Genomic DNA, 21,660 nt, shown 5'->3' with positions numbered 1-21,660 from the left:
CACGATTGTGGCGCCATATTGCCTACCCTGGCAATGTATTGCCAAGGGGTATCCGGCTGGACGGGGACGGGGACGGGGACGGGGGCGCCGGGTCGACCCGGAAGGTGACGCGGTCCGCCAGCTCCGCCGCCAGCTCACGCGCCCGCGCCGGGCTGTCCGCGCCGACGACGAGATAGCCCGCCCGGTCCGCGGACTGCCTTACGGGGGCGATGAGTTCGCCCGGCGTCACCGTCAGCTCCGCGCGCAGCACATCGGGATGGGCGGTCACGTCGTCCCAGCCGTCGACACCGGCCAGCAGGCCCGGCGGGGCCGTGAGGAAGCGGACCGCCGCCGCCCGGCGCACGGCGGGCCGGCCGCCCTCCGGCACCCGCTCCTGCCCGAGGACGTCGTCGTAGAGCAGGCCGAACAGCTCAAGTCCCGGCAGGGCGTGGGCGAGCAGCAGATGCAGCCAGTCGCCGCCCGGCCGCACATGCACCTCGCCCAGGACGACCCCGTCCGCCGTGAGCCACAGCTCGGCGTGGAACACCCCGAAGCGCAGCCCGAGCGCGTCGAAGGCGGCCACCACCTGCCGCTCGACGTCGAGCCGGGTCTCCTCGGGGAGTTCGGCCGGCAGCACGTGCCCGATCTCCACGAAGTGCGGCGGCTCGAGCACCTGTTTCGCCGTCACGGCGAGCACCCGGGGCCCGGACGAGAGCAGGACGCCCTCCACGCTGTACTCGGGCCCCGCGACGAACTCCTCCACCAGGAACAGCTCCGGGTCCGGCAACGCGGCCAGGGCGGCGGGCAGCCCGAACTCGCCCAGCACTTTGCGCACGCCGATGCTGGCCATGCCGTCGCGCGGCTTCACCACCCACGGCCCGCGGGAGGTGCGCAGGAACTCCGCGGCCTCCTCCAGTGAGGTGCACAGCCGCACCGCGGGCTGGCGGAAACCGGCCGCGGCCAGGGCGGCCCGGCAGGCGTCCTTGTTCCGCACCCGGCGCACCGCCTCGGAGGAGTTGCCCGCCACTTCGAGCAGCCGCGCGGCCCGGGACACCGACTCCTGCAGGGGGTCGCGGAGGCCGAGCACCAGGTCGAAGCGCTCACCCTCGGCGAGCCGGGCGCGCACCCACCGCTCGACCGCGTCCGCGTCGTCGGGATCGACCGCCGACACCGCGTCGGCCAGCGCGGTCACCTCAGCCGTGGCCGCCGACGCCGCCTCGGTGTGCAGGAGATGGACGTGGATGCCGCGGGCGCGGGCCTCCTCGATGGCGCGCGTGGCGATGTCGATGCTCGACGGCAGCGGGTTGGCGCCGCCGATGAACAGCAGCCGGGGGGCGCTCATCGTGCCTCCCCGGCATCCGCGAGGACGCGCCGCAGCCAGGAGATGCGGGCCCGGTGGGCGGCGCGCGAGATCTCCGCGTCCGCCACCCACTCGTCGAAGCTGTGGAAGCCCCCCGCCCACACGTGCAGTTCGGCCGCACCGCCCGCCCGCCAGATCCCGGAGGCGTACGCGACGGCCTCGTCCCGCACCGCCTCCACCGACCCGGCCTCGATGAACGCCGCGGGCAGCGCGGCCAGGTCGGCGGCGCGCGCCGGGGCCGCGTAGCACGACACGTCCGCCGTCCCGCGCCGCTCGCCGAGCAGCGCGTCCCAGCCCGCCCGGTGGGACGCGCCGTCCCACAGCCCCACGTGCTCGAGGCGGATGACGGAGTCCGTGACACAGCGGTCGTCCAGCATCGGGAACTGCAGCAACTGCCCGACGGGACGGGGCCCTTGGCGGTCCCGGGCGAGCAGGGCGAGTCCGGCCGCGAGGGCGCCGCCCGCGCTGTTGCCGCTGAGCACCAGGCGCGACGGGTCGATCCCCAGGTCCGCGGCGTTCTCGGCGAGCCACACCAGGCCCGCGTAACAGTCCTCGACCGGGGCCGGGTCCGGGTGTTCGGGGGCAAGCCGGTAGTCGACCGAGACCACGGCCAGGCCCAGCTCCTGCGCCCGGTCGAGCTCTCCGGCCAGCTCCGTGCTGCGGTGGCTGCCGGCGACCATGCCGCCGCCGTGGGTGTGGTAGACGGCCGGGAGCGGTCCGCCCGGAGCGGTCGGGCGGCACACGAGCAGCGAGAGCGCCGGTGCGCCGGGCGGGCCCGGCACCGTGAGTTCCTCGGTCGTGAACGCCCCGCCGCGGCGGATGTCGGCGTCGGTGAGCATGCCCGCGCGCGACCTGCGGCGGCGGTCGCCGACGCGTTCGGGCGTCAGCGGCATCGGCAGGTCGTCCAGGATCGCGCGCAGCGGGGCCGCCAACTCCCGGTCGAACGGCGGATGGTGGCCCGCGCCGCTGTCGGTGCGCGGGGGTGCCGGGGTGATCGTCATGGTGGCGTCCGTCCTTCGTCGTCGCGTACGACCGGGGAATGGGTGCTCCTCACGCCTCGGGCACGAGCGCGAGCGCGTCGACCTCCAGGAGCAGATCGGGGCGGTAGAGCGCCACCACCTGGACCACGGTGCTCGCCGGGGGACGCTCGGTGGAGACGAACTCGTCGCGTACCGCCAGGATGTGCGGCACGTGTGCGATGTCGGTGACGTAGTACGTGAGCTTGATGACGTCGTCGAAGGTGAGCCCCGCGGCGGCCAGGCAGCCGCGCATGTTCCTGAAGACCTGCCGGGCCTGCGCGGCGGGGTCGCCGGTGCCGACGAACGCGCCCTTCTCGTCGAACGGCATCTGACCGGCCACGGCGGCCACGCGCCCGGGGCCGGTCACGACGTGCGTGTAGCCGTCGCTGGGGGCGACTCCGGCCGGGGCGGAGATATGGGTGAGGGCGTCGGGTGCGACGGGGTCCGGCGCCGACTGCCGCCGGGCGGCCGCCACCACGGTGCGGGCCGCGAACCAGCTCGCGAGCTCCTGGATCCGCTGCGCGGTCTGCTCCGCGTCCCGGCCCGCCACGACGGCCGTGCCCGCGTGCTTGTTGGACACCTCGCTCGCCTCGGCGGCCAGGGCGCCCACACGGGCGGTGAGCGCGACGTGCTCGACGCCGTCCCGCTCGGCCACCTCCGCCTCGTCGGGGAAGTCCCGCAGCCGGCCGGCGTCCGTGGCCAGGAAGACGTCGCCGAACCACCGCTCGTCCGGCTCCGGCGCCACGGCGGGCGCCAGGCCCAGGACCGACCGGGCCCATTCGTCGTGCAGGTCCACACCGTGCTGACGGCGGATCATCTCGTCGAACGAGCCGCCGGGGATGCGGCCCCCGCACTCGCCGAAGACGAGCCGGTCCGGCTGCTCGAACACCTCCATGTGGAACACGCCGTCGTGGTGCTCGAGCGCCTTCATGGCCCGTTCGGCGAACGCGTGCGCCCGCTCGTAGAGTCCGGCGCGGTGGCGGGGGTGCTCCATGACGGTGGCCACGATCCCGCCGTCCCTGATCGACAGGACGTTCTGCAGGTACCGCCCCACCGAGACGAACAGGACCTGCCCGTCGCGCACGACGCCGTCGATGTGCAGCTCCGCGCCGTCCACCCACTCCTCGGTCAGACACGGCCCCTGGGCGCCCGCGCTCTCCAACAGGTCGGCCACGGCGGCGCGTTCGGCCGCGTTCCGCCAGGACAGCACGCCCCGGGTGCCGGAGTCCGCGAGCGGTTTGATCACCCCGCGGGTGTGCGGCACCTCGCGCAGCTGGTCGGTGTGGACGATCGTGCGCGCGGCGGCGGCCGGCAGACCCGCGTCGCGTATCCGGCGCTTCTGCAGATCCTTGTCGCGCAGCGCCAGGGCGGCCCGCGGGGTGGTGCAGCTGCGGGAGCCGCCGATCACCGAGGAGTTGACCAGGGTGTACTCGTGCTGGCTGCACACGACGTCGAAGTCGGTCACGGACAGACCGCACCGCTCGAGCCCCGCCAGGGTCTCCTCGGCGCTCGTCGGGTCCTGGACGAGCACCGTATGGGCGTCGTCGAGCAGCAGGGGCCGCTGCGCGGTGTCGTCCCGCGTGGCGAGGACGCAGGTCACTTCGGCGCCGTGGCGGGCCAGGGCCGCGATGGCCTCGGGCCGCCAGCCGATCAGCAGCACGTTCCGTCGTGCCATGGCGAGTCTCCTGTCTGCGGGTCTGCTTCGTCTCAGGGGGTGGTGCGCGGCGTCAGGCGTACGGGCAGCGTGGCGGGGCCGTTCACGGCGATCGACCGCACCCGGGTGACCGGACCGGCCTGCTCGACGGAGCAGCCGGAGTCGAGCAGCTCCGTGAGCAGGATGCGCAGCTCGGCGCGGGCCAGCGTGCTGCCGATGCAGAAGTGCTCGCCGGAGGCGAGCGCGATGTGCCGGTTGGGGCGGCGGGCGATGTCGAAGCGGTACGGGTCGTCGAAGACGTCCTCGTCCCGGTTGGCCGAGGGCAGCCAGAGCACCACCCGCTCGCCCTCCTCGATCCGCCGGCCGCGCAGCGTGTGCGGCCGGGTGGCGGTGCGCATGCTGTGCGTCGCGCTGGACGTCCAGCGCAGGATCTCCTCCACGGCGCCCGGCAACAGCGCCCGGTCCCGGTCCAACTGCCGCCACTGGTCCGGATGTTGCAGGAAGGCGAGCAGGCCGCCGACCAGGGCGAGACGGCCGTTCTCGGTGGCGCCGATGAGGTTCTCGCAGTTGAGCAGGATCTCGTGCTCGGGCAGCAGCTCCCCGTGCACGGTCCCGTTGACCAGCGAGCTGAGCAGGTCGTCGGCGGGCTCCGCCATGCGCGCGTAGAGCAGCTCCATGAAGTACTCCATGAGCTGCGGGTGCGCGGCCAGCGAGGTATGCGTGGCGAAGGCGTCCTCGCACCACTCGTACACGGCCTCGTGATCCGGCTGCGGGACGCCGATGATGCCGCAGATGACGGAGAGCGACAGGGGCCCCGCGATGTCCTGCACGACGTCGCAGGTGCCGCGCTCGACGGCCCGCGCGAGCACCCTGCGGGTCGCGTCCCGGACGGTCTGCTCGAGGGCGCGCACCGAACGGGTCGTGAACCAGTCCGCCATCAGCGCGCGCAGCTCCTTGTGGCGCGGCGGGTCGGACAGCGCGAGCGTCAGGCCGCCGCCGGGGTCGTCGCCGAGCCGGGCCGGGCGCAGCAGCACGCCGCGCGCGGAGCTGTACGTCGCCGGGTCGCGGTAGACGGCGCGGATGTCCTCGTACCGGGTCAGCGACCAGAACGCGGGCAGCTCCCCGGCCTCGTGCCGGTGCACGGGCGTGAACTCCCGCATCCAGCGCCAGAGTTCATGCGGATCGCCGTCGGCGTGCAGATCGGGGTCGACGAGTGCGGAGACGGGGGGTGAGGTGATCGTTGCCGCCATGAGGCTGCCCTTCGGGGTGGAGGAACAGGGGAACGCGGCCCGGGGGAGCGGCCGTGACCGGGTGGGCGAAGGGCGGGCTCAGCCGCCGGCCGTGACCGCCGTCTGCCGCCCCCTGCCCGCCGCGGCGAGGGCGCCGCCCGGGCAGTCGCCCGCCAGCGCCCGCAGCCGGTCCGTGAACCGCTCGGCGAGCTCCCGGACGGCGGCCTCCGGCACGGCCTCGGCACGGAAGGCGAACTCGACGCGGAGCCCGCCGTCGCTCTGCGGCCAGCACTCGGTGTGCAGTTCGAGCGGCAGCTGCGCGTAGGGCTGGCGCACGAACCGGGTGCGCAGGCCCGGCAGGTCCAGCTCCGGCGCCGGGTTGTCCTGCAGCGCGAACAGCGTCTGGTACACCGGATGGCGGCCGGTGCGGGGCGGGTCCACCAGGGTGAGGAGGTCCGTCAGCGGCAGGTCCTGTGCCTGGAAGGCGCGTTCCGTGACGCGACCGGCCGCCGCGGCTCCGGCCGCCCCGCCCGCCAGAGCGGCCTCGCGCAGCCGCAGACAGAGCATGCCGATGTGGCAGCCGACGACCTGCCCGAGCCCGGCCCCGTCGCGCTGGGACACGGGCACGCCGACCGCGAAGTCCCGCTGCCCTGTCACCTCCGCGAGGCCCGCGCCCCACAGGGCGAGCAGCGCCGCGAAGCGGGTGACGCCCGCCGCCCCGGCCAGCCCGTCGACCCCGGCCACGGCGGACGGCGGCACCTTGATCTCCAACTGGTCCGCCACGGACACCGGTTCACCCGGCGGCAGCGGCCAGCGCAGCTCCGGTACGCCGGTCAGCTCGGCGACGTACGCGTCGTGCGCGGCGTCGGCCTCGGTCAGCCGCAGCCGCCGCACCCGCTCCGCGTGCTGCGCGGCCAGGCCCGGCGGCGGACCGGCCGGGGGCACCGGCGCGGCGGCGCCGGCGGCGGCCGCGTAGGCCGTGGCCAGGTCGTGGGCGAGCACCGACTCCGAACAGCCGTCGAAGGCGATGTGGTGCACCACGCAGCCGAACACCGCCGTGTCTCCCGCGCCCACCGGCACCAGCGCCGTGCGCCACACCTCGCCGAGCAACAGGTCGAGCTCATCGGTCAGTTCGGCGCGCAGCGCCCGCACCGCCGCGTCGACGGACGGCGCGCCGGGCAGCACCTCGAGCCCGGGAGCGGGCAGGTCCACCGGGACGGCGGACGGCCTGGGGTCCGGGACGTAGGCGGCGCGCAGCGCCTCGTGCCGCTCGTGCACGGCGCGCACCGCCGTGCGCAGGGCGGCCCGGTCGAGGGGCCCGTCGATCACCCAGGTGACCAGGCAGTGCGCGGTCCGGTCGGCGGGGGCGACGAGCTGCCGGGTCAGATAGACGGTCTGCAGGGGCGTCAGCGGCGTCGGCTCCGCGGGCCCGGGCGCCACGGGCTGCGGCTCCGCCCCGGCCTCTTCGGCCTCGACGGTGCGCAGCCAGTCGGCGAGCGCGACGGCGGTGGGATGCCGGTAGAGGCGCGAGACCGGCACGGGCCGCCCGAGCCGGGCCGCGAGGCGGGCGCACACCCGGCCGGCGCCGAGCGAGGTGCCGCCGAGCTCGGCGAAGGGCACGTCGAGCGGGACGGAGGGGTGCCCGAGCACGGCCGCGAACGCGTCGGCCACGGCCCGGACTTCAGGGCCGACCGCGAGGCCGCCACGGTTCGTCCGGCCGCCACTGTCTGCGAGGCCGCCACCGTTCGCAGGGCCACCACCGTCCGCAGGGCCGTCCTCACCCGTCCGGGCGGCAGCACCCGTATCGGCAGCGGCAGCCCCCGTACCGGCAGCACCCGAATCAGCGGCGCCGGAAGACGACGACGTCCGGCCCGCGCCCGCCGCCCGGGCGAGCAGCGCCCGCTCGTCCAGCTTCCCCTGCGCGGTCACGGGGAAGTCGTCGACGCTCACCACGAGGGCGGGCCGCTGGTAGGCGACCAGCGCCGCCCGCAGGACGCCGAGGGCGTCGGCCAGCGGGTCGCCCGGCCGCGACGGGCGGCAGAACGCCACGAGTTCCTGCTCCGTGCCGGAAGCGTCGGGGCGGGCCAGCACCCGGCAGGAGCGCACCCGCGGGAGCACCTCCTCGACCTGGCGTTCCACCTCGGCGGGCTCGACGCGGTGCCCGCGGATCTTCACCTGGCGGTCGGCCCGCCCCCGGAAGTGCAGCAGCCCGTCCGCGTCCCACTCGACCAGGTCGCCGGTGCGGTACACGCGCTCCGGTGTGCCCGCCGCACCGGCCGGGACCAGGGTGAACTTCTCGTCCGTCAGGGCGCTCGCGCCGAGGTAGCCGAGCGCCAACCCCTCGCCCGCCACGCAGAGTTCGCCCGTCTCGCCCACGCCGCACGGCCGGGTGCCGCCCGGCTCCAGGACGTGCACCCGGGTGCCGGGGACGGGGTGGCCGAGGGGGATGCCGCCGGGCCGCGCGCAGTCGGCCGCCGTGACGCGGTGGGTGGTGGTGAACACGGTCGACTCGACCGGGCCGTAGCCGTTGAGGAGCATGATGTCCGGGTGGCGGCCGAGGAAGCGGCGCACATGCGCCACGGAGAGCCGCTCACCGCCGATCAGCACCTGGCGCAGGCCGCGGAAGGCGCCCGGGTCCTCGTCCACGATCATGTTGAACAGGCTGCTGGTGAGCCAGACGGTGTCCATGCCGTGCCGACTCACCCCGGTGCGCAGCGCGGCGGGGGAGAGGTAGGGCTCCGTCTGGATCAGCGAGGTGCCGCCGTTCAGGAGCACCGACCACAGCTCGAGGCTGAACGCGTCCCACGGCAGGGGGGCCGCGAGCGGCATGACCGTCTCGGCGGTGAACTCGGCGAATCCGCCTGTGCCCCGGGGGAAGAGGCGGGCGGTGGCGCGGTGCGGGGTGAGCACTCCTTTGGGGCGGCCGGTGGTGCCCGAGGTGAAGAAGACGCAGGCCGGTGCGGAGCCGTCGACGGCCACGGGCCGGAACCCGGACGGCGCGGCGACCGGCGTGCGGGGAGGCACGAACACCGGCAACGGCGCCCCGCCCAGCGGCAGTTGCGGCGCGTCGGATGTGTCGGATGTGTCGGATGTGTCGGCGTTCGCGGCGATCAGCAGCGGGGGGTCGAGGTCGGCCCGGACGTCGGCGAGGCGGCGCTCGGGCCAGGACGGGTCGAGGAGCGCGTACGCGGCTCCGGTCTTGAGCACCGCGAGCAGCGCCACGACCAGGTCCGTGCCGCGCGGCAGCAGCACGGGGACGAGGCGGCCGGGGCCCGCGCCGAGGGCCGCGAGCCGCGCGGCCCAGGCGTCGGCGGTGCTGTCCAACTCCCCGTACGTGGTGGTGCGTTCACCCTCGATCAGGGCGACGGCGGCCGGGCGCCTGCGGGCCGTCCGGGAGAGCGTCTCGTGCAGCCCTTCCGAGGGTGCGGTGCACGGCTCTCCCGCGGTCCAGGCTCCGTCCGCCGCGGTGCGCGGCCCGGGCGTGACGTTCGGCTGCACGGTGGTTCCTCTCCTCTCGGCCCACGCTTCCTTGCCATTGCAGACAAGAGCTTGCCATTACATTGCCAGAACTGGCAACCTCTTCGGGGTCAGGACCCGCTGCGCCCGGCGCACCGGACAGGCCCCCGACCGAAGGTGATCCCATGGCCCGTGACCGTTCGCTGGACATCGCCGTCACCGGCCTGTCCGGCCGCTTCCCCGGCGGCGACGGCTCCTACGACCTCGGCCGGTGGTGGACGGCCCTGACCGAGGGCCGGGTCCTCACCACCCGGTACGAGCGGGCGGACCTGGCGGCCCGCGGCGTGCCCCGAACCCTCCTGGACGACGCCGACTTCGTGCCCGTCCATGGCCACCTCGAGGGCTTCGACCGCTTCGACAACGCCCTGTTCCGCGTCACCCCGCGCGAGGCGGAGATGATGGACCCGCAGCACCGGCTGATGCTGGAGGCCGCCTGGGCGGCGCTGGAGGACGCCGGGTCCGCGCCCGGCACCGCGCAGGGCACGACGCCCACCACCGCGGTCTTCGCCAGCGCCGCCGGGAGCGGCTATCTGCGGGCCATGGTGGCGAGCGGCAGGCTCGACCCGATGACCCTGGAGGACGCGGTGCACGGCACCGAACCGGACTTCATGGCCAGCCAGATCTCGTACCGGCTCGGGCTGACCGGCCCCGCCATGGCCGTGCAGACCGCCTGCTCCTCCTCCCTCGTCGCCGTGCACCTGGCCGTCCAGGCCCTGCTGAACGGCGACTGCGACCAGGCCCTGGTCGTCGCCGCCGGTATCCCCTACCCGCAGGCCGGGCACCTCGCCGTGCCGGGCGGCATCCACTCGCCGACGGGCCGGTGCCGCCCCTTCGACGAACACGCCGACGGCGTCGTGGCCGGCGCCGGGGTCGCCGCGGTGGTGCTGCGCCGCCTGGACGATGCGACCGCCGACGGCTGCGACCCCTACGGCGTCGTCCTCGGCACGGCGATCAACAACGACGGTGCGACGAAGGCGGGTTACTACGCCCCGTCCGTCGACGGCCAGGAGGCCGTGATCCGCGCGGCCCTGCACGCGGCGGACGTCCCCGGCGACACGGTCGGCTACCTGGAGACGCACGGCACCGGCACCCGCATCGGCGACCCCATCGAATGGTCCGCGGCCGCTGCCGCGCTCGGCGCCCTGGGCGCCCGGCCGGGACAGGTCGCCGTGGGCGCCCTGAAGGCCAACGTCGGCCACCTCGACAACGCCGCCGGACTCGCCGCCCTGATCAAGGCCCTCCTGGTCGTACGGGAGGGAACGGTGCCCCCCGTCGCCTCCTTCACCGGACTCAACCCCCTTTTGGAGCACGAGGGTTCACCGCTGTACGTGCCCGCCGAGGCCGGCCCGTGGAGCGGGCCCGAGCCGCGCCGGGCGGGCGTCAGCGCCTTCGGGATCGGCGGCACCAACGTCCACGTCGTCGTCGAGCAGCCGCCGGCCGGGACCCGCCCGGCCACGGCGCGGGAGAGCGGCGCCCGCCTGGTCCTCGCCTCCGCCGCGGACGAGGCGGCCCTGGACCGCACCGCCGCCCGCCTCGGCGCCCATCTCGACGGGCAGGGGCCCGCGTTGGCGGACGTCGCCACGACGCTCGCCACGGGGCGGGCCGAGCTGCCCGCGCGGCTCGCGGTCACCGGCCGCACCAGCGCCGAGGTGGCCCGGCGCCTGGCGCAGGGAGCGGGCGTGGAGCGGGGCGGCCTGTCCGTACAGGGGCCCGCGCCCGCCGTGTTCGTCTTTCCCGGGCAGGGCGAGCAGTACCCGGGGATGGCGCTGCCGCTCGCCGAGGCCCTGCCCGGCTTCTCCGACGCCCTCGACACCTGCCTCGCCGCCTTCGCGCCGCGCCTCGCGGCACGGCTGCGCGGGGCGCTGACCGACCCGGACTTCCCCGCGCCGGAACTGCGGGCGACCGAGCTGGCGCAGCCCGCCCTGTTCGCCGTCGAGTACGCGGCCGCCACCGCGCTGGCCGGGCTCGGCGTGACCCCGGTGGCGCTGGCCGGGCACAGCCTCGGCGAGATCACCGCCGCCACCCTCGCCGGGGTCTTCGAACTCGCCGACGCCGCCCGCCTGGTGACCGCCCGCGGGCAGGCGATGCAGCGCTGCCCCGAGGGCGCCATGCTCGCCCTCGGCTGCACCGAGACCCGGGCGCGCGAGCTGCTCGCCGTCTCCGGGCTCGGCCTGGAGCTGGCCGCCGTGAACTCCGCCGACGGCTGCGTGGTGGCGGGCCCGGCCGAGGCGGTGGCGGAGTTCACCGAGCGCCTCGGGGGCCGGGTCCGCACCCGCCGCCTCGCCACCGGCCGTGCCTTCCACACCGCGCTCGTCGACCCCGCGCTGCCGCGACTGGCCGAGGAGCTGGCGGACATCACGGTGCACGCGCCGACGGTGCCGTTCGCCACGAACGTCACCGGGCGCCTGGTGCCGGCGGGCACGCAGCTCAGGCCCGGGCTCTTCGTCGAACAGGCTCGGCGCACGGTGCGGTTCGCCGACGCCCTGGAGACGCTCGCCGAACAGTTCCCCGGCGCGCTGGTCGTGGAGGCGGGGCCGGGCCGTGTCCTGTCCGCCCTCGCCCAGACGGCGGGCCTCGACGCCGTCCCGCTCCACCCCGCGCGCGGCGACCGCCCGGCGGAGGAGGTCCTGCTGGCCCTCGGCACGCTCTGGACCCGGGGCCAGCCGCTGTCCCCGCGCGCCCTGTGCGGCACCGCCGGGCGCCGTGTGCACCTGCCGCACTATCCCTTCGCGGGGCCGCGGTGGATCGCGCCGGAGGCCGAACTGCCCCTGGCAGAGCCCCATGGGGCGGACCGGGACCGTGCGGCCGGGGAGGCCCCACCCGCCGTACGCGCAGAAGACGCCGCCCTGGATGCCGCCCCCGTCCCGGATGCCGTTCCCGCCCCGGATCCCGCTCCCGCTTCCGCCCCGCAGCCGGATGCCGCCGCGGTCCTCGCCCGGCTCTGGTCGGAGCTGCTCGGCCACGACGGCCTCGGCGCGGACGCCGACTTCTTCGACCTGGGCGGCGACTCCCTCCTGGTCACCCACCTGGCCCGGAACCTCGGCCGCGAACTGGGCGTCAGGGTCCCGATCAGGTCCCTGATGACCGGCAGCACCCTGGCCGTACAGACCGGCCTGGTGCGCGACCTCATGGAGCAGGGACAGGGACAGGAGCGGGAGCGGGCCGGGGCGCGCTGAGCCCGCCCCGCCCCGCGCCACCCCGCCCCGCGCCCCGCTCAGGCGGACAGCTCCAGGCGCGGCACGCCGGGCGGCTCGAAGCCGAACACCTCCCCGTACGCGGAGAGTTCGGCCTGCAGACACGCCACCACGGTCTCCGCCCTGCGGAACCCGTGCCCCTCGCCCGCGAAGGTGAGGAAGGCGTGCGGCACGGAGCCGCCGCGCAGCCGGTCGAGGAACCGCTCCGCCTGGACCGGCGGGCAGACCGCGTCGTCCAGGCCCTGCATGATGACGAAGGGGGCCCGTACGCGGTCGGCCCGCCGCAGCGGCGACACCCGCGCATAGTGCTCCGCGGCCTGCGGCCAGGGCCCCAACAGGCTTTCCAGATACCGGGACTCGAAGTCGTGCGTGCCGCGCTCGCGCCACTCCTCGGGGTCGAGCAGCGGGTAGTAGATGCCCGCCACGCGGTACAGGCCGGGCTCGGCCGCCAGGGACGCCGCCGCCGTCCAGCCGCCCGCGCTGCCGCCGCGGATGCCGATGCGCCCCGGGTCGGCCTGCCCGCGTGCCACCAGGCCCCGGGCGACGGCGGCGCAGTCCTGCACGTCGACGACGCCCCAACCGCCGCGCAGCCGCTCCCGGTAGGGCCGGCCGAAGCCGGTGGAGCCGCCGTACTGGACGTCGACGACGCCGATGCCCCTGCTGGTGAAGTAGGCGATCTCGTGGTTCACCACCAGCCGGCTGCGGGTGGTGGGGCCGCCGTGCACCTGCACCAGGTAGGGCGGCAACTCGCCCTGGGGCGCGGCGAACTCGGGGTTGCGCGGCGGATACACGAAGGCGTGGACCTGCTGCCCGTCCGCGCCCTCGAACACCTCGTGGCGTCCGTGCGGCAGCCAGTCCGCGTGGTCGGAGTGGTCCGCGTGGTCGGAGTGGTCAGAGCGGTCGGAGTGTCCGGGCGCCCCGTCGTCGCCGTGCGCGCCGCGCACCACGGTGAGCCGGGCCCGCCCCGCCCTGTCCGCGGCCCTGTCCGCCGTCCCGTCCGGGTCCGTCCCGCCCAGCTCCGTCCCGTCCAGGTCGACGAGGATCACCTGGGTGCGCTGACGCGGCCCCGCGGCGGTCCCCGCGACCCGGCGGCCGTCCGTCGCGAGCGCCGCCCACTCCGTGTGCGGCGCCGGTACGTCGACGAGCGAGCCGTCGCGCCCCAGGACGGCGAGGCGGCGGTCGGCCGTCCCGTGCACCACGCACAACCGGCCGTCGTCCAGGGGCAGGAACCAGCGGGCGCCGATGCGCCACAGCGGCTCCCCGAACTCCTCGGCGCGCGGGCACAGGGCCCGTACCGCCCCGTCCGGGCCGATCTCGTGGAGGTTCCACCAGCCGTCCGGGTCGCTCAGCACGTACAGCGTTCCGGGCCTGTCCGGGGCCCATTCCACCTGGCCGACGGAGATCCCGGGGCCGCCCGCCGCCCGCCGGGCAGGGCCGAGCGTCCCCTCCGGCAGCACGTCGGCGCACATCAGCTCCGTGGTGTCCCAGGGCATGTGCGGGTGGTCCCAGCCGATCCAGGCGACCCGCAGCCCGTCCGGCGACACCTTCGGCCCGGTCATCAGATGGTGGCTCGCCGCCAGCACCCGCACCGCCGCCGGGTCGTCGGCCGCCGCGCCGTCGAGCGGCAGCGCGACCAGTTCCCGGCGCACGACGGTGCTCGCCGCGTCGGCCGCGGTCTCGCGCAGACACCAGACCTCGTCCCCGACCCGGGCGAAGTCGCAGTGCCGGGCCCCGCCGGGCAGTTCGGGCCGCGGACTCAGCGGCACCGGCTCCGCGCCCGGCGCCGACCGGTACACCCGCTGGTCGTCCCAGTGCGTGAAGACGAAGCCGTCGGCGGGGCCCCGGCCGAGGGCGAGCCAGGGCCGGCCGCCGTACTCGATGACCCGGGAGCGCACGTTCCACCCGGCGCCGAGAACCTCGGACACCGTCCCGTCGGGTGCGTGCGCGACCAGGGCGCTGCGTCCGCCCTCGGCGGGTCTGGTCTCGGTCCACCACACCTGGTCGCCGACGAGTCCGACCCACTCGACGAGTGCCTCACCGGCCGCCACGACGTGCGCGGTGAGGGGTGAGGTCCAGCTTCCGTAGGGCGCTGTCTGCACGGTCTGCCTCCTTGTACAGGGAACGTCAGGCACATAGATTGCCAATCTTGTGCCAGCACTGGCAATATGTTTCCTCGTACATGCCGAGGTGGCCGCGGTGTATCGGAGGAGGGGCTCGCCAGATGACTCAGTCCACACCGGAGGCTGCGGGGCAAGCCGCCAGGGCCCCCGCACCGCCGCCGTCAACGGGGCGGCTGCGCACGGCACTTGCCCTGGAGACGCTCTTCGGCAGCCTCGGCCTCTACAGCATCATTCCGGTGCTCGGCCTGCTGCTCGCCGCCCGCTCCCCGGGCGGCGGCACCGCGATCGTCGGCATCGGCCTCTTCTGCTACACCGCGTCGGCGGGCCTGTCCGCCACGCTCGTGGCCCGCTGGCTCCAGCGCCTCACGTACGCGCCGGGCATGGCGGGTGCCGTGCTGCTCTCCGCCGTCGCCTTCGGACTCCTGCCGTACGCCCGCACCGACTGGCTGCTGTGCGCGCTGCTCGTGCTCGCGGGCTTCGGCGTGAGCGCCCACTTCCTGTACTCGCGCGTGCTCATCGCCGAGGCCGTGCGCGACGACATCGGGCGCAACCGGATCTTCTCCCTGCTTCAGGTGGCCGTCAACGCGGCCGCCGCGCTCGGCCCGTTCCTCGCCAACGCGCTCTACTCGCCCGACGATCCACAGGCGCTCATCGGCGTGGTCGCCGTGTGCTACGCGGCCGCCGCGCTCGTCATGCTGCCCGGCCTGCCGCGCGGCGTCAGGCCCCCGGCGACCTCCGGGAAGTGGCCGGTCAGCAGGCGGGTGCTGCGCCGGATCGCCACGGTGCCGAGCATGCGGCGCACCGTCGTCGTCAGCATCGTCGGCACGTTCGGATACGCCCAGTTCTACTCGGCCTTCGCCTTCTACGTCGGCACGGAGTTCGACTCGGCCGCACTGCGCTCCTTCCTGGTCGCGGGCCCCGCGTTCTGGATCGTCGTCCTGCAGACCGGCGTCACGGCCGTGGTCAGCCGCCTGATGAGATCCGGCGCCACCCCCTTCGCCGTGCTCGGCTGCGCCAACCTGCTCTTCGGCCTCTCCATGCTGACGCTCGGCCTGGGCGTCGCACCGGTGCTCGGCGCGGTCCTCGCCGTGCTCGTGTTCTCCGTGGCCGAGATGGTGTTCGGACCCATGAGCAGCACCGCGTACGCCGGACTGCCCATCGGATCCGCCCTCGAGGCCCTCAACCTGCGGCAGGTGTGCTGGTCCCTCGGTGAGGCGCTCGGCGCGCTCTCGGGCGGGGCCCTGTTCGTCGCGCTCCACGACCGGGGCGACGGCCGCCTGTACTGGACGACGCTCGCCGTGATCACGCTGGTGACCACCGGCCTGCTGCAGCTCTCCGCACGCCGGGCGAGCAGAGCGGAGCCCGCCGGCTGACCGCCCGCCCGCACCGGCGACACGACGCGCGCCTCGCCTCCCCCCACCCGGCCCGACGCCGCCCCCACCTCCACGACTTCACGCCCAGCAGAGGAGTTCCCGATGACGACATCACTCGAAGCCGGCACCCGGCCCGACCGGCGGCACGACGCGGCGGACCGGGCGCGCGCCTTCGGCCGTGGCGCGCCGCTGCCGCGCGCGGAGCCGGTGCACGAGCTCACCGCCCGCATGGCCCGACTCAACCCCGGCGCCCCCGCGGTCAGTTGCGGCGACGGCGCCATCAGCTACCGGGCCCTCGACGCCTGGGCCGGCCGGATCGCGGCCCGCCTCACCGCCGTGGGCGTGGGCCGGGGCAGCCGCGTCGGCGTCCTCGCGCAGCCCTCCACCGCGATGGTCGCCGCGGTGCTCGGCGTGCTGAAGTCCGGCGCCGCCTACGTCCCGGTGGACCCGGGCCACCCCGACCGGCACGTCGCCACCGTGCTGACCGACGCGCACGCCGCCGCCGTGGTCACCACCACCGCCACCGCGGACCGGCACGCCGCACTGCGGCTGCCCGTCGTACGCGCGGACGCCGAGGAGCGGCCGGGCGCGACGGACGACGCCGACGAGGGCGACGAGGAGGCCGACCGTGCCCCCGCCCCGCTCTCGCCCGCGGTCGTCGCCGACGAGGACGACCCGGCGTATCTGATCTACACCTCCGGCAGCACGGGCGAACCGAAGGGTGTCGAGGTCGGCCACCGCCAGCTCGCCGCGTCCACCCTCGCCCGGCGCACCGTCTACCCGGGGGCACCGGTCTTCCTGCTTGTCTCGCCGCTCTCCTTCGACTCCTCGGTCGCCGGCCTGTGGGGCACACTCACCGCCGGCGGACACCTGGTCGTCGCCACGGCCGACGAGGTCCGCGACCCCGAACTCCTCGTCGCGCTCGTCGAGCGCCACCACGTCACCCACCTGCTCTGTGTCCCCGCGCTGTACACGGTCCTCCTCGACGCGGCCGAGCGCCTCGGCGCCGAGCGGCTGCGCTCCCTCGACACCGTGATCACCGCGGGGGACGCCCTGCCCACCGAGCTGATACGACGTCACTTCGCGCTGCACACCGGCCGGGTGAGCCTCGTCAACGAGTACGGCCCCACCGAGACGACGGTCTGGGCGAGCTACCGTCGCTACGACGCGCCCGGACCGGTCTCCATCGGCGGCCCGGTGCCCGGTGCCCGGCTCTACGTCCTCGACGAGCGGCAGCGCCTCGTACCCCCCGGCGTCGAGGGTGAACTGTTCGTCGGCGGCGCCGGGGTGAGCCACGGCTACACCGGCGACCCGCTCGCCACGGCCCGGTCCTTCCTCGACGACCCCTTCGCCGAGGAGCCGGGCGCCCGCATGTACCGCACGGGCGACCTCGCCCGCTGGAACGACGACGGCACCCTCGCCTTCCTGGGCCGCCGCGACCACCGGGTCAAGATCCGCGGCCACCGCATCGAACTCGCCGGGGTGGAGGCCGCGTTGGGCACCCTGCCCGGCGTGCGCGAGGCCGTCGTCGTACCCGACCAGGCAGGCACCGTGCTCACCGGCTTCGTCGTCGCACCCGCCGGACCGGCCCCCGAGGACCTGCGCGAACAGCTCAGGCGCCTGCTGCCGGCCGTCATGGTCCCGGCCCGGATCACGGTCCTCGACGATCTGCCGCGGACCGTCAACGGCAAGGCCGACCGGTCCGCTCTGCGCGCCCGCGCCGAGCATCCCCACCCCGCCCCGGCGGCCGCCGCCGCGACCGCACCTCACCAGGGCACGGCCACCTCCGTCACCGCCACCTCCGTCGCGGCGGCCTGGGCCGAGGTCCTGGGGCTCACGGACGTACCGGCGGACATGAACTTCTTCGACCTGGGCGGCCATTCACTCGCCATGTTCCAGGTACAGGAGGCGCTGGAGCGGCACACCGGGCAGCGGCCCTCGATCGTCGACCTCTTCCGGCACACCACGGTCGCCGCGCAGGCGGCCCTCATCGAGAGCGGCGGCGCCGCGGCCCACGACACCGACGCGGACACCCGCCGCGAGGCGGCTCGCCGCGCCCGCGCCCTGCGGGCCCGCCGCCGGCGCACGGAACAGGAGCCCGGAGCATGACCTCTGCCGACCTCGCCACCCGACGGGGCGCCGCCCCCGCCGCGCCCCTGCCGTCCGGACCGCCGCGCACCCCGCAGGCCCGCTGGCTGCACTGCCCCACCCCGCTGGCCGACCCGGACCGGCGGCTCGTCTGCTTCCCGCACGCCGGCGGGTCCGCCGCGTTCTACCGGGACTGGGGACGGCAGTTGCCCGGCACCGAGGTGCACGCCGTGCGCTACCCGGGCCGGGCCGAGCGGATCGCGGAACCGCCCGCCACGGACCTGCGGGTCCTCGCCGGGGACATCGCTGACGCCGTCGAGCCGCTGGCCGACCGGCCCCTGCTGCTGTTCGGGCACAGCATGGGCGCGGCCGTGGCCCTGGAGACGGCCCGCCACCTGGAGAGCCGCGGCATCCGCCCGGCCCACCTCGTCGCCTCCGGCTCCCGCGACGCCCCCTACCCGACGGACGGCGCCGACGCGCTCGCGGACGACGACACTGCCCCGGACGACACTGCCCCGGACGACGACGCCGCCGTCGTCGCCCGCCTCCTGGCCCTCGGCGGGACCGACCCCGAGCTCGCCGCGGACCCCGAGTTCCAGGCGCTGGTCCTGCCCTACGTACGTGCGGACGGCGCCCTGTTCCACGGCTACACCCCGCTCCCGGACGACCCGGCCCTGCGCTGCCCGGTGACCACGGTCGTCGGCGACGCGGACGCCGACGCCGACTGCCGCCCCTGGTCCACTCTGACCACCGGACCGCACCGCGAACAGCGCGTCCGCGGCGACCACTTCTACCTGGTGCCGAGGCCGCCCTTCGAGCTGCTGCGGGGCCTGTGACCGGTTCGCGGCCGCCCGCAGGCAGGACAACACACAAGACAGGACGGGTCCCGGGCGTCGCCGCCCGGGACCCGTCCTGCACGACACCTCGCTCAGGGCCGCAGCAGCCCGCCCACCCACCAGTCGCGCGGTGTGCCGTGCATGAGGCTGCGCTGGCGCAGCGTGCCTTCCACCTCGAAGCCGAGCTTCTCGGCGAGCGCGCGCGACGCCGTGTTGCCGACCATCGCCCACCACTCGAGGCGGTGCGCCGGCAGCGCGCTGAAGCCCCAGTCGCACAGGGCCTGCGCGGCCTCGGCCGAATACCCCTGCCCGCGCTGCTCCTTGGCCGCCCAGTAGCCCAACTCGTAGACCCCCTCGGAGAGTCTGGTCAGGCAGAACGACCCGACCAGGGCCCCGTCGCTCCGGCGGAACGCGCCGAGGATGTAGTCGCGGTCCGTGGACCAGCCCTGCGGGGCGGTCTCGTTGACGTACTTCTCGGCGTCCTCGCGCCGGAACGGCGAGGGCACCGGCGTGTAGTGCTGGATGTCCGCGTCCTGGCAGGCCGCGTACACGGCGTCGGCGTCGGACGGGGCGAAGGGCCGAAGGAGCAGGCGCGCGGTCTTCAGGGTCACGGGATCCATGCCGGGAGCCTGCCCGGTCGAGGGCGCGGGGGTAACGTCCGGCACGCCGTCACACCCCCTGCGCCGTGGACATGTCGCGCAGCGACGAACGCTTCAGCACCAGCGACTCGTTGCCGATGTGGTCGACGGCCAGGGCCTCGCCCACGAGGCGGCCGCGCACCACGACCTCGCCCGCCTCCACGTCCACCACGGTCCACACCGCACCGGACGCGCCCGCCGCACCGTCGTCGGGGACCTCTGCGAACAGGCCCAGATCGGGGTCGTGCCGCAGGGAGCGGACCCGCTCCGCGGGCAGGCCGAGGCGGTCGAGCACGCGCCGCTGCGCGGCGTCCGGCGCGGCCTCGGGCAGCCCGGCGATGTGCCGCGCCCCGATCCGCTGCAGCAGCGAGATCTTCGCGGCGCGCCGGTAGCGCGGCTGCTCGCACCCGGCCAGGAACTTGGTGAGCACGCCGGACTCCGCCGCCTGACGGTCCATCAGCCCGGCCACGCTGTTCTCCCGGACCCGGTACACATACGTGGCCTGCTGCGGCTTGTGGACCGAGGCGCCGGCCGCGACCATCCGCAGCCACAGGTCCCAGTCCTCGCAGAAGTCGATGGACTGATAGCCGCCCGCCTCGGCATACAGCTTCTTGCTGTACATCCCGCCGACCACCACGTAGTTCTGGACGAGCAGCTGCTCCAGCTGGTCGCCGGGCTGGGGCAGGGCGTTCTTGCGGTACGCCGACTCCCGCCAGGGGCCCACTCCGTTCCACACCAGCGGGCGCGGGCTGATGAGCCCGGGGTGCTCCAGATACGCCGCGCACATCGTCGCGACGTGGTGGGGGAGCAGGAAGTCGTCCGCGTCCAGCTGCATCACCACGTCGGACTCCAGCGCGGCGATCGCGCGCTGCCGGGCGTGCCAGATGCCGCGGCGCGTCTCCGACCTGATGACGGTCATCGGCAGGACGCGCGCCCAACGGGCGGCCAGGGCACCGGTGTTGTCGCTCGAGCCGTCGTCGTACACGACGACCTCGTCGACCGGTTGCCGCTGGGCCGCCACCGAGGCAAGGGCCTGGTCGATGTACTCGGCCGCGTCACAGGCCGGGATGATCACGCCGATGGTCGGCCGGACGGTCATGTTTCCTCCAGAGGGGGACGCCGGGCACGTGGCCTGGTGGACTACGGAAGGCAGAGCGCGGCGGTGGCGTCGTCGTGGATCTTGATACGGGGCCAGCGTGCCGCGCGGCGGTCCTGGTTCTCCCATGTGCGGACCTCCTCGATCAGGGCCCGGGGGCCCGCGCGTTCGGCGAGGTCGAGCAGGTCCGGCCAGCGGGCCACGCCGAACATCTCGACCAGGCGGGTCACCCCGTCGCTCAGGAGGGCGACGCGGCGCAGGGCGGAGCGGGGGCGGGAGCCGGTGAGGGCGTGGTGCGCGGCGGCCGGGTCGGTGTCGGCGATCCAGAACCCGCCCGGGCGGTTGCGGTGTTCGCGCACCACGGTGATGGCGTGCCGCAGTGCCCGCTCGTGCTCGGGCTCCCCGGGGACGTGCCGTCGGCTCGTCTCGCTGAGCTCGGGGGAGATCTCGCTGTTGCGCCGGTCGCAGACGGCCTCGACGCGGTGGCCGTCGTCCAGCAGCACGGTCGCGTCCGAGAGCACCAGGTAGTCCACCAGGTGTTCGCGGAAGCGCACGACGGCCACGGTCGCGGACGGGGTGCCCGGGTGGCCGATGTCGCAGGTGAGCCCGTGGTCCGCGGCCAGTTCGGCGATGGCGTCGGCGAGCGCGTCGGGCAGCGGGACGCCGTGGTCCGCGCCGATCCGGGTGAGCAGGCGCCGCCCCAGTTCGGCGGCGTACCAGGCGGCGCCGTGCGTGCAGCCGGTGTCCACGCCGGGCGGCACACCCGCGCCGTCGAGCACGGCCACCGCGTGCGGGAGCGCACCGGCCCAGTCCTCATTGGCCCGCCCCGCTGCGGGGGCGTCCGCGCCGCCGAACGCCGAACCGGCCGCGGTGGCGAAGGAGACCTGCGGATACGTCATCGACTCAGCGCGGTCGCGGTGTCCAAGTACGCCTCGATGAAGGCGCGTTCCTGGTCGAACAGGTTCTCCGGCAGGGCGAACGGATCGAAGAACCGCGCGTCCAGGGCCTCGTCGAGGTCCGGGTGCGGCATCCCGCCCGCGCTCTGCGCGACGTACACCGCGGTGACCTTGAAGACCTGGTCCCCGTTGGGATATTCGAAGAAGTAGTCCGGGCCCGACCAGACGCCGATCATCTGCGGGTCGAACACGGAGAGTCCGGTCTCCTCGCGCACCTCGCGCACGCCCGTGTCGAGGAAGGTCTCGCCCGGCTCCATGTACCCGCCCGGCAGGGCCCATTCGCCCGTGTCGGCCCGATGGATCAGCAGGATGCGCCGCTGCTCGTCGGTGACGATGACCAGCGTGCCCGGCAGGAGCATCGGCCGGGGGCCGACCAGGGTCCGCATTTCCTTGATGTAGTCCACAGAGGGGCTCCGTTCACGTCAGATTCGCCGGTCGGCCCGGGCACACGGCCCTCATGCCACCACACAGCTTGCCTGAGTGACCAACCTCATGGCAATAGATTTTCCCTTGCTATGCCGAGCTGCGTGACACTATTGTCAAAAATTGCCAACCAAGGCAATCTGGAGGGGGTCGTACGGCGCACCCGCCGGCCCGACACC

General features: G+C 75.1%; 14 protein-coding genes. 4 read left to right on the top strand and 10 right to left on the bottom strand.

The genetic code is table 11. The features are described 5' to 3' along the window. Nucleotides 1-22: 22 nt before the first annotated feature. The 5 genes from ACFWYM_RS36585 to ACFWYM_RS36565 form a co-directional block, all read right to left on the bottom strand. Entirely contained in the window at nt 23-1,321 is a 1,299-nt protein-coding gene (locus tag ACFWYM_RS36585) for an ATP-grasp domain-containing protein (protein WP_384847119.1), read from the bottom strand. Beyond that, nucleotides 1,318-2,340: an alpha/beta hydrolase gene (locus ACFWYM_RS36580; RefSeq protein ID WP_384847117.1), complete on the bottom strand. Its 1,023-nt coding sequence runs from the start codon at nt 2,338-2,340 to the stop codon at nt 1,318-1,320. The genes ACFWYM_RS36585 and ACFWYM_RS36580 overlap by 4 nt, the downstream gene beginning before the upstream one ends. A 49-nt stretch (nt 2,341-2,389) precedes the next feature. Next, nucleotides 2,390-4,033, bottom strand: a complete 1,644-nt coding sequence (locus ACFWYM_RS36575; protein ID WP_384847115.1) for a Rid family hydrolase — start codon at nt 4,031-4,033, stop codon at nt 2,390-2,392. Nucleotides 4,034-4,065: 32 nt separating this feature from the next. Then, entirely contained in the window at nt 4,066-5,262 is a 1,197-nt protein-coding gene (locus tag ACFWYM_RS36570; protein ID WP_384847113.1) for a cytochrome P450, read from the bottom strand. Nucleotides 5,263-5,340: 78 nt separating this feature from the next. After that, complete coding sequence (locus ACFWYM_RS36565; RefSeq protein WP_384847111.1) at nt 5,341-8,739, bottom strand: amino acid adenylation domain-containing protein; 3,399 nt, start codon at nt 8,737-8,739, stop codon at nt 5,341-5,343. Between the two features lie 143 nt (nt 8,740-8,882). On the opposite strand from ACFWYM_RS36565, the gene ACFWYM_RS36560 reads away from it, so the two are divergent. Further along, entirely contained in the window at nt 8,883-11,933 is a 3,051-nt protein-coding gene (locus tag ACFWYM_RS36560; RefSeq protein WP_384847109.1) for a type I polyketide synthase, read from the top strand. Between the two features lie 38 nt (nt 11,934-11,971). Here ACFWYM_RS36560 and ACFWYM_RS36555 read toward each other — a convergent pair whose 3' ends face one another. Next, nucleotides 11,972-14,050: an alpha/beta hydrolase family protein gene (locus ACFWYM_RS36555; protein WP_384847107.1), complete on the bottom strand. Its 2,079-nt coding sequence runs from the start codon at nt 14,048-14,050 to the stop codon at nt 11,972-11,974. A 122-nt stretch (nt 14,051-14,172) separates the two neighbouring features. Here ACFWYM_RS36555 and ACFWYM_RS36550 point away from each other — a divergent pair, with 122 nt between their 5' ends. The 3 genes from ACFWYM_RS36550 (at nt 14,173) to ACFWYM_RS36540 (ending at nt 18,368) form a co-directional block, all read left to right on the top strand. Next, a complete protein-coding gene (locus tag ACFWYM_RS36550; protein WP_384847105.1) occupies nt 14,173-15,444 on the top strand; it encodes an MFS transporter in 1,272 nt (423 codons plus the stop codon). Between the two features lie 102 nt (nt 15,445-15,546). Further along, nucleotides 15,547-17,553: an amino acid adenylation domain-containing protein gene (locus ACFWYM_RS36545; protein WP_384847103.1), complete on the top strand. Its 2,007-nt coding sequence runs from the start codon at nt 15,547-15,549 to the stop codon at nt 17,551-17,553. Then, nucleotides 17,550-18,368 (top strand): thioesterase II family protein, encoded by an 819-nt coding sequence (locus ACFWYM_RS36540; RefSeq protein ID WP_384847101.1) that lies wholly within the window; start codon nt 17,550-17,552, stop codon nt 18,366-18,368. The genes ACFWYM_RS36545 and ACFWYM_RS36540 overlap by 4 nt, the downstream gene beginning before the upstream one ends. A gap of 92 nt (nt 18,369-18,460) precedes the next feature. Here ACFWYM_RS36540 and ACFWYM_RS36535 read toward each other — a convergent pair whose 3' ends face one another. From ACFWYM_RS36535 to ACFWYM_RS36520, 4 genes are read right to left on the bottom strand one after another with little or no spacing between them, the layout of a single operon-like run. Next, entirely contained in the window at nt 18,461-18,988 is a 528-nt protein-coding gene (locus ACFWYM_RS36535) for a GNAT family N-acetyltransferase (RefSeq protein WP_384847099.1), read from the bottom strand. A 49-nt stretch (nt 18,989-19,037) separates the two neighbouring features. After that, complete coding sequence (locus tag ACFWYM_RS36530) at nt 19,038-20,105, bottom strand: glycosyltransferase family 2 protein (protein ID WP_384847097.1); 1,068 nt, start codon at nt 20,103-20,105, stop codon at nt 19,038-19,040. 41 nt (nt 20,106-20,146) lie between these two features. Then, the gene (locus tag ACFWYM_RS36525; RefSeq protein ID WP_384847095.1) at nt 20,147-21,001 is read right to left on the bottom strand and encodes a protein phosphatase 2C domain-containing protein; all 855 of its coding nucleotides are present in this window, start codon (nt 20,999-21,001) and stop codon (nt 20,147-20,149) included. Further along, entirely contained in the window at nt 20,998-21,462 is a 465-nt protein-coding gene (locus ACFWYM_RS36520; RefSeq protein WP_384847093.1) for an NUDIX hydrolase, read from the bottom strand. The genes ACFWYM_RS36525 and ACFWYM_RS36520 overlap by 4 nt, the downstream gene beginning before the upstream one ends. Between the last annotated feature and the right edge of the window lie 198 nt (nt 21,463-21,660).

This window comes from Streptomyces sp. NPDC059009, assembly GCF_042740175.1.
Lineage (GTDB): Bacteria > Actinomycetota > Actinomycetes > Streptomycetales > Streptomycetaceae > Streptomyces.
This window is presented reverse-complemented; position numbering and strand designations above follow the sequence as displayed.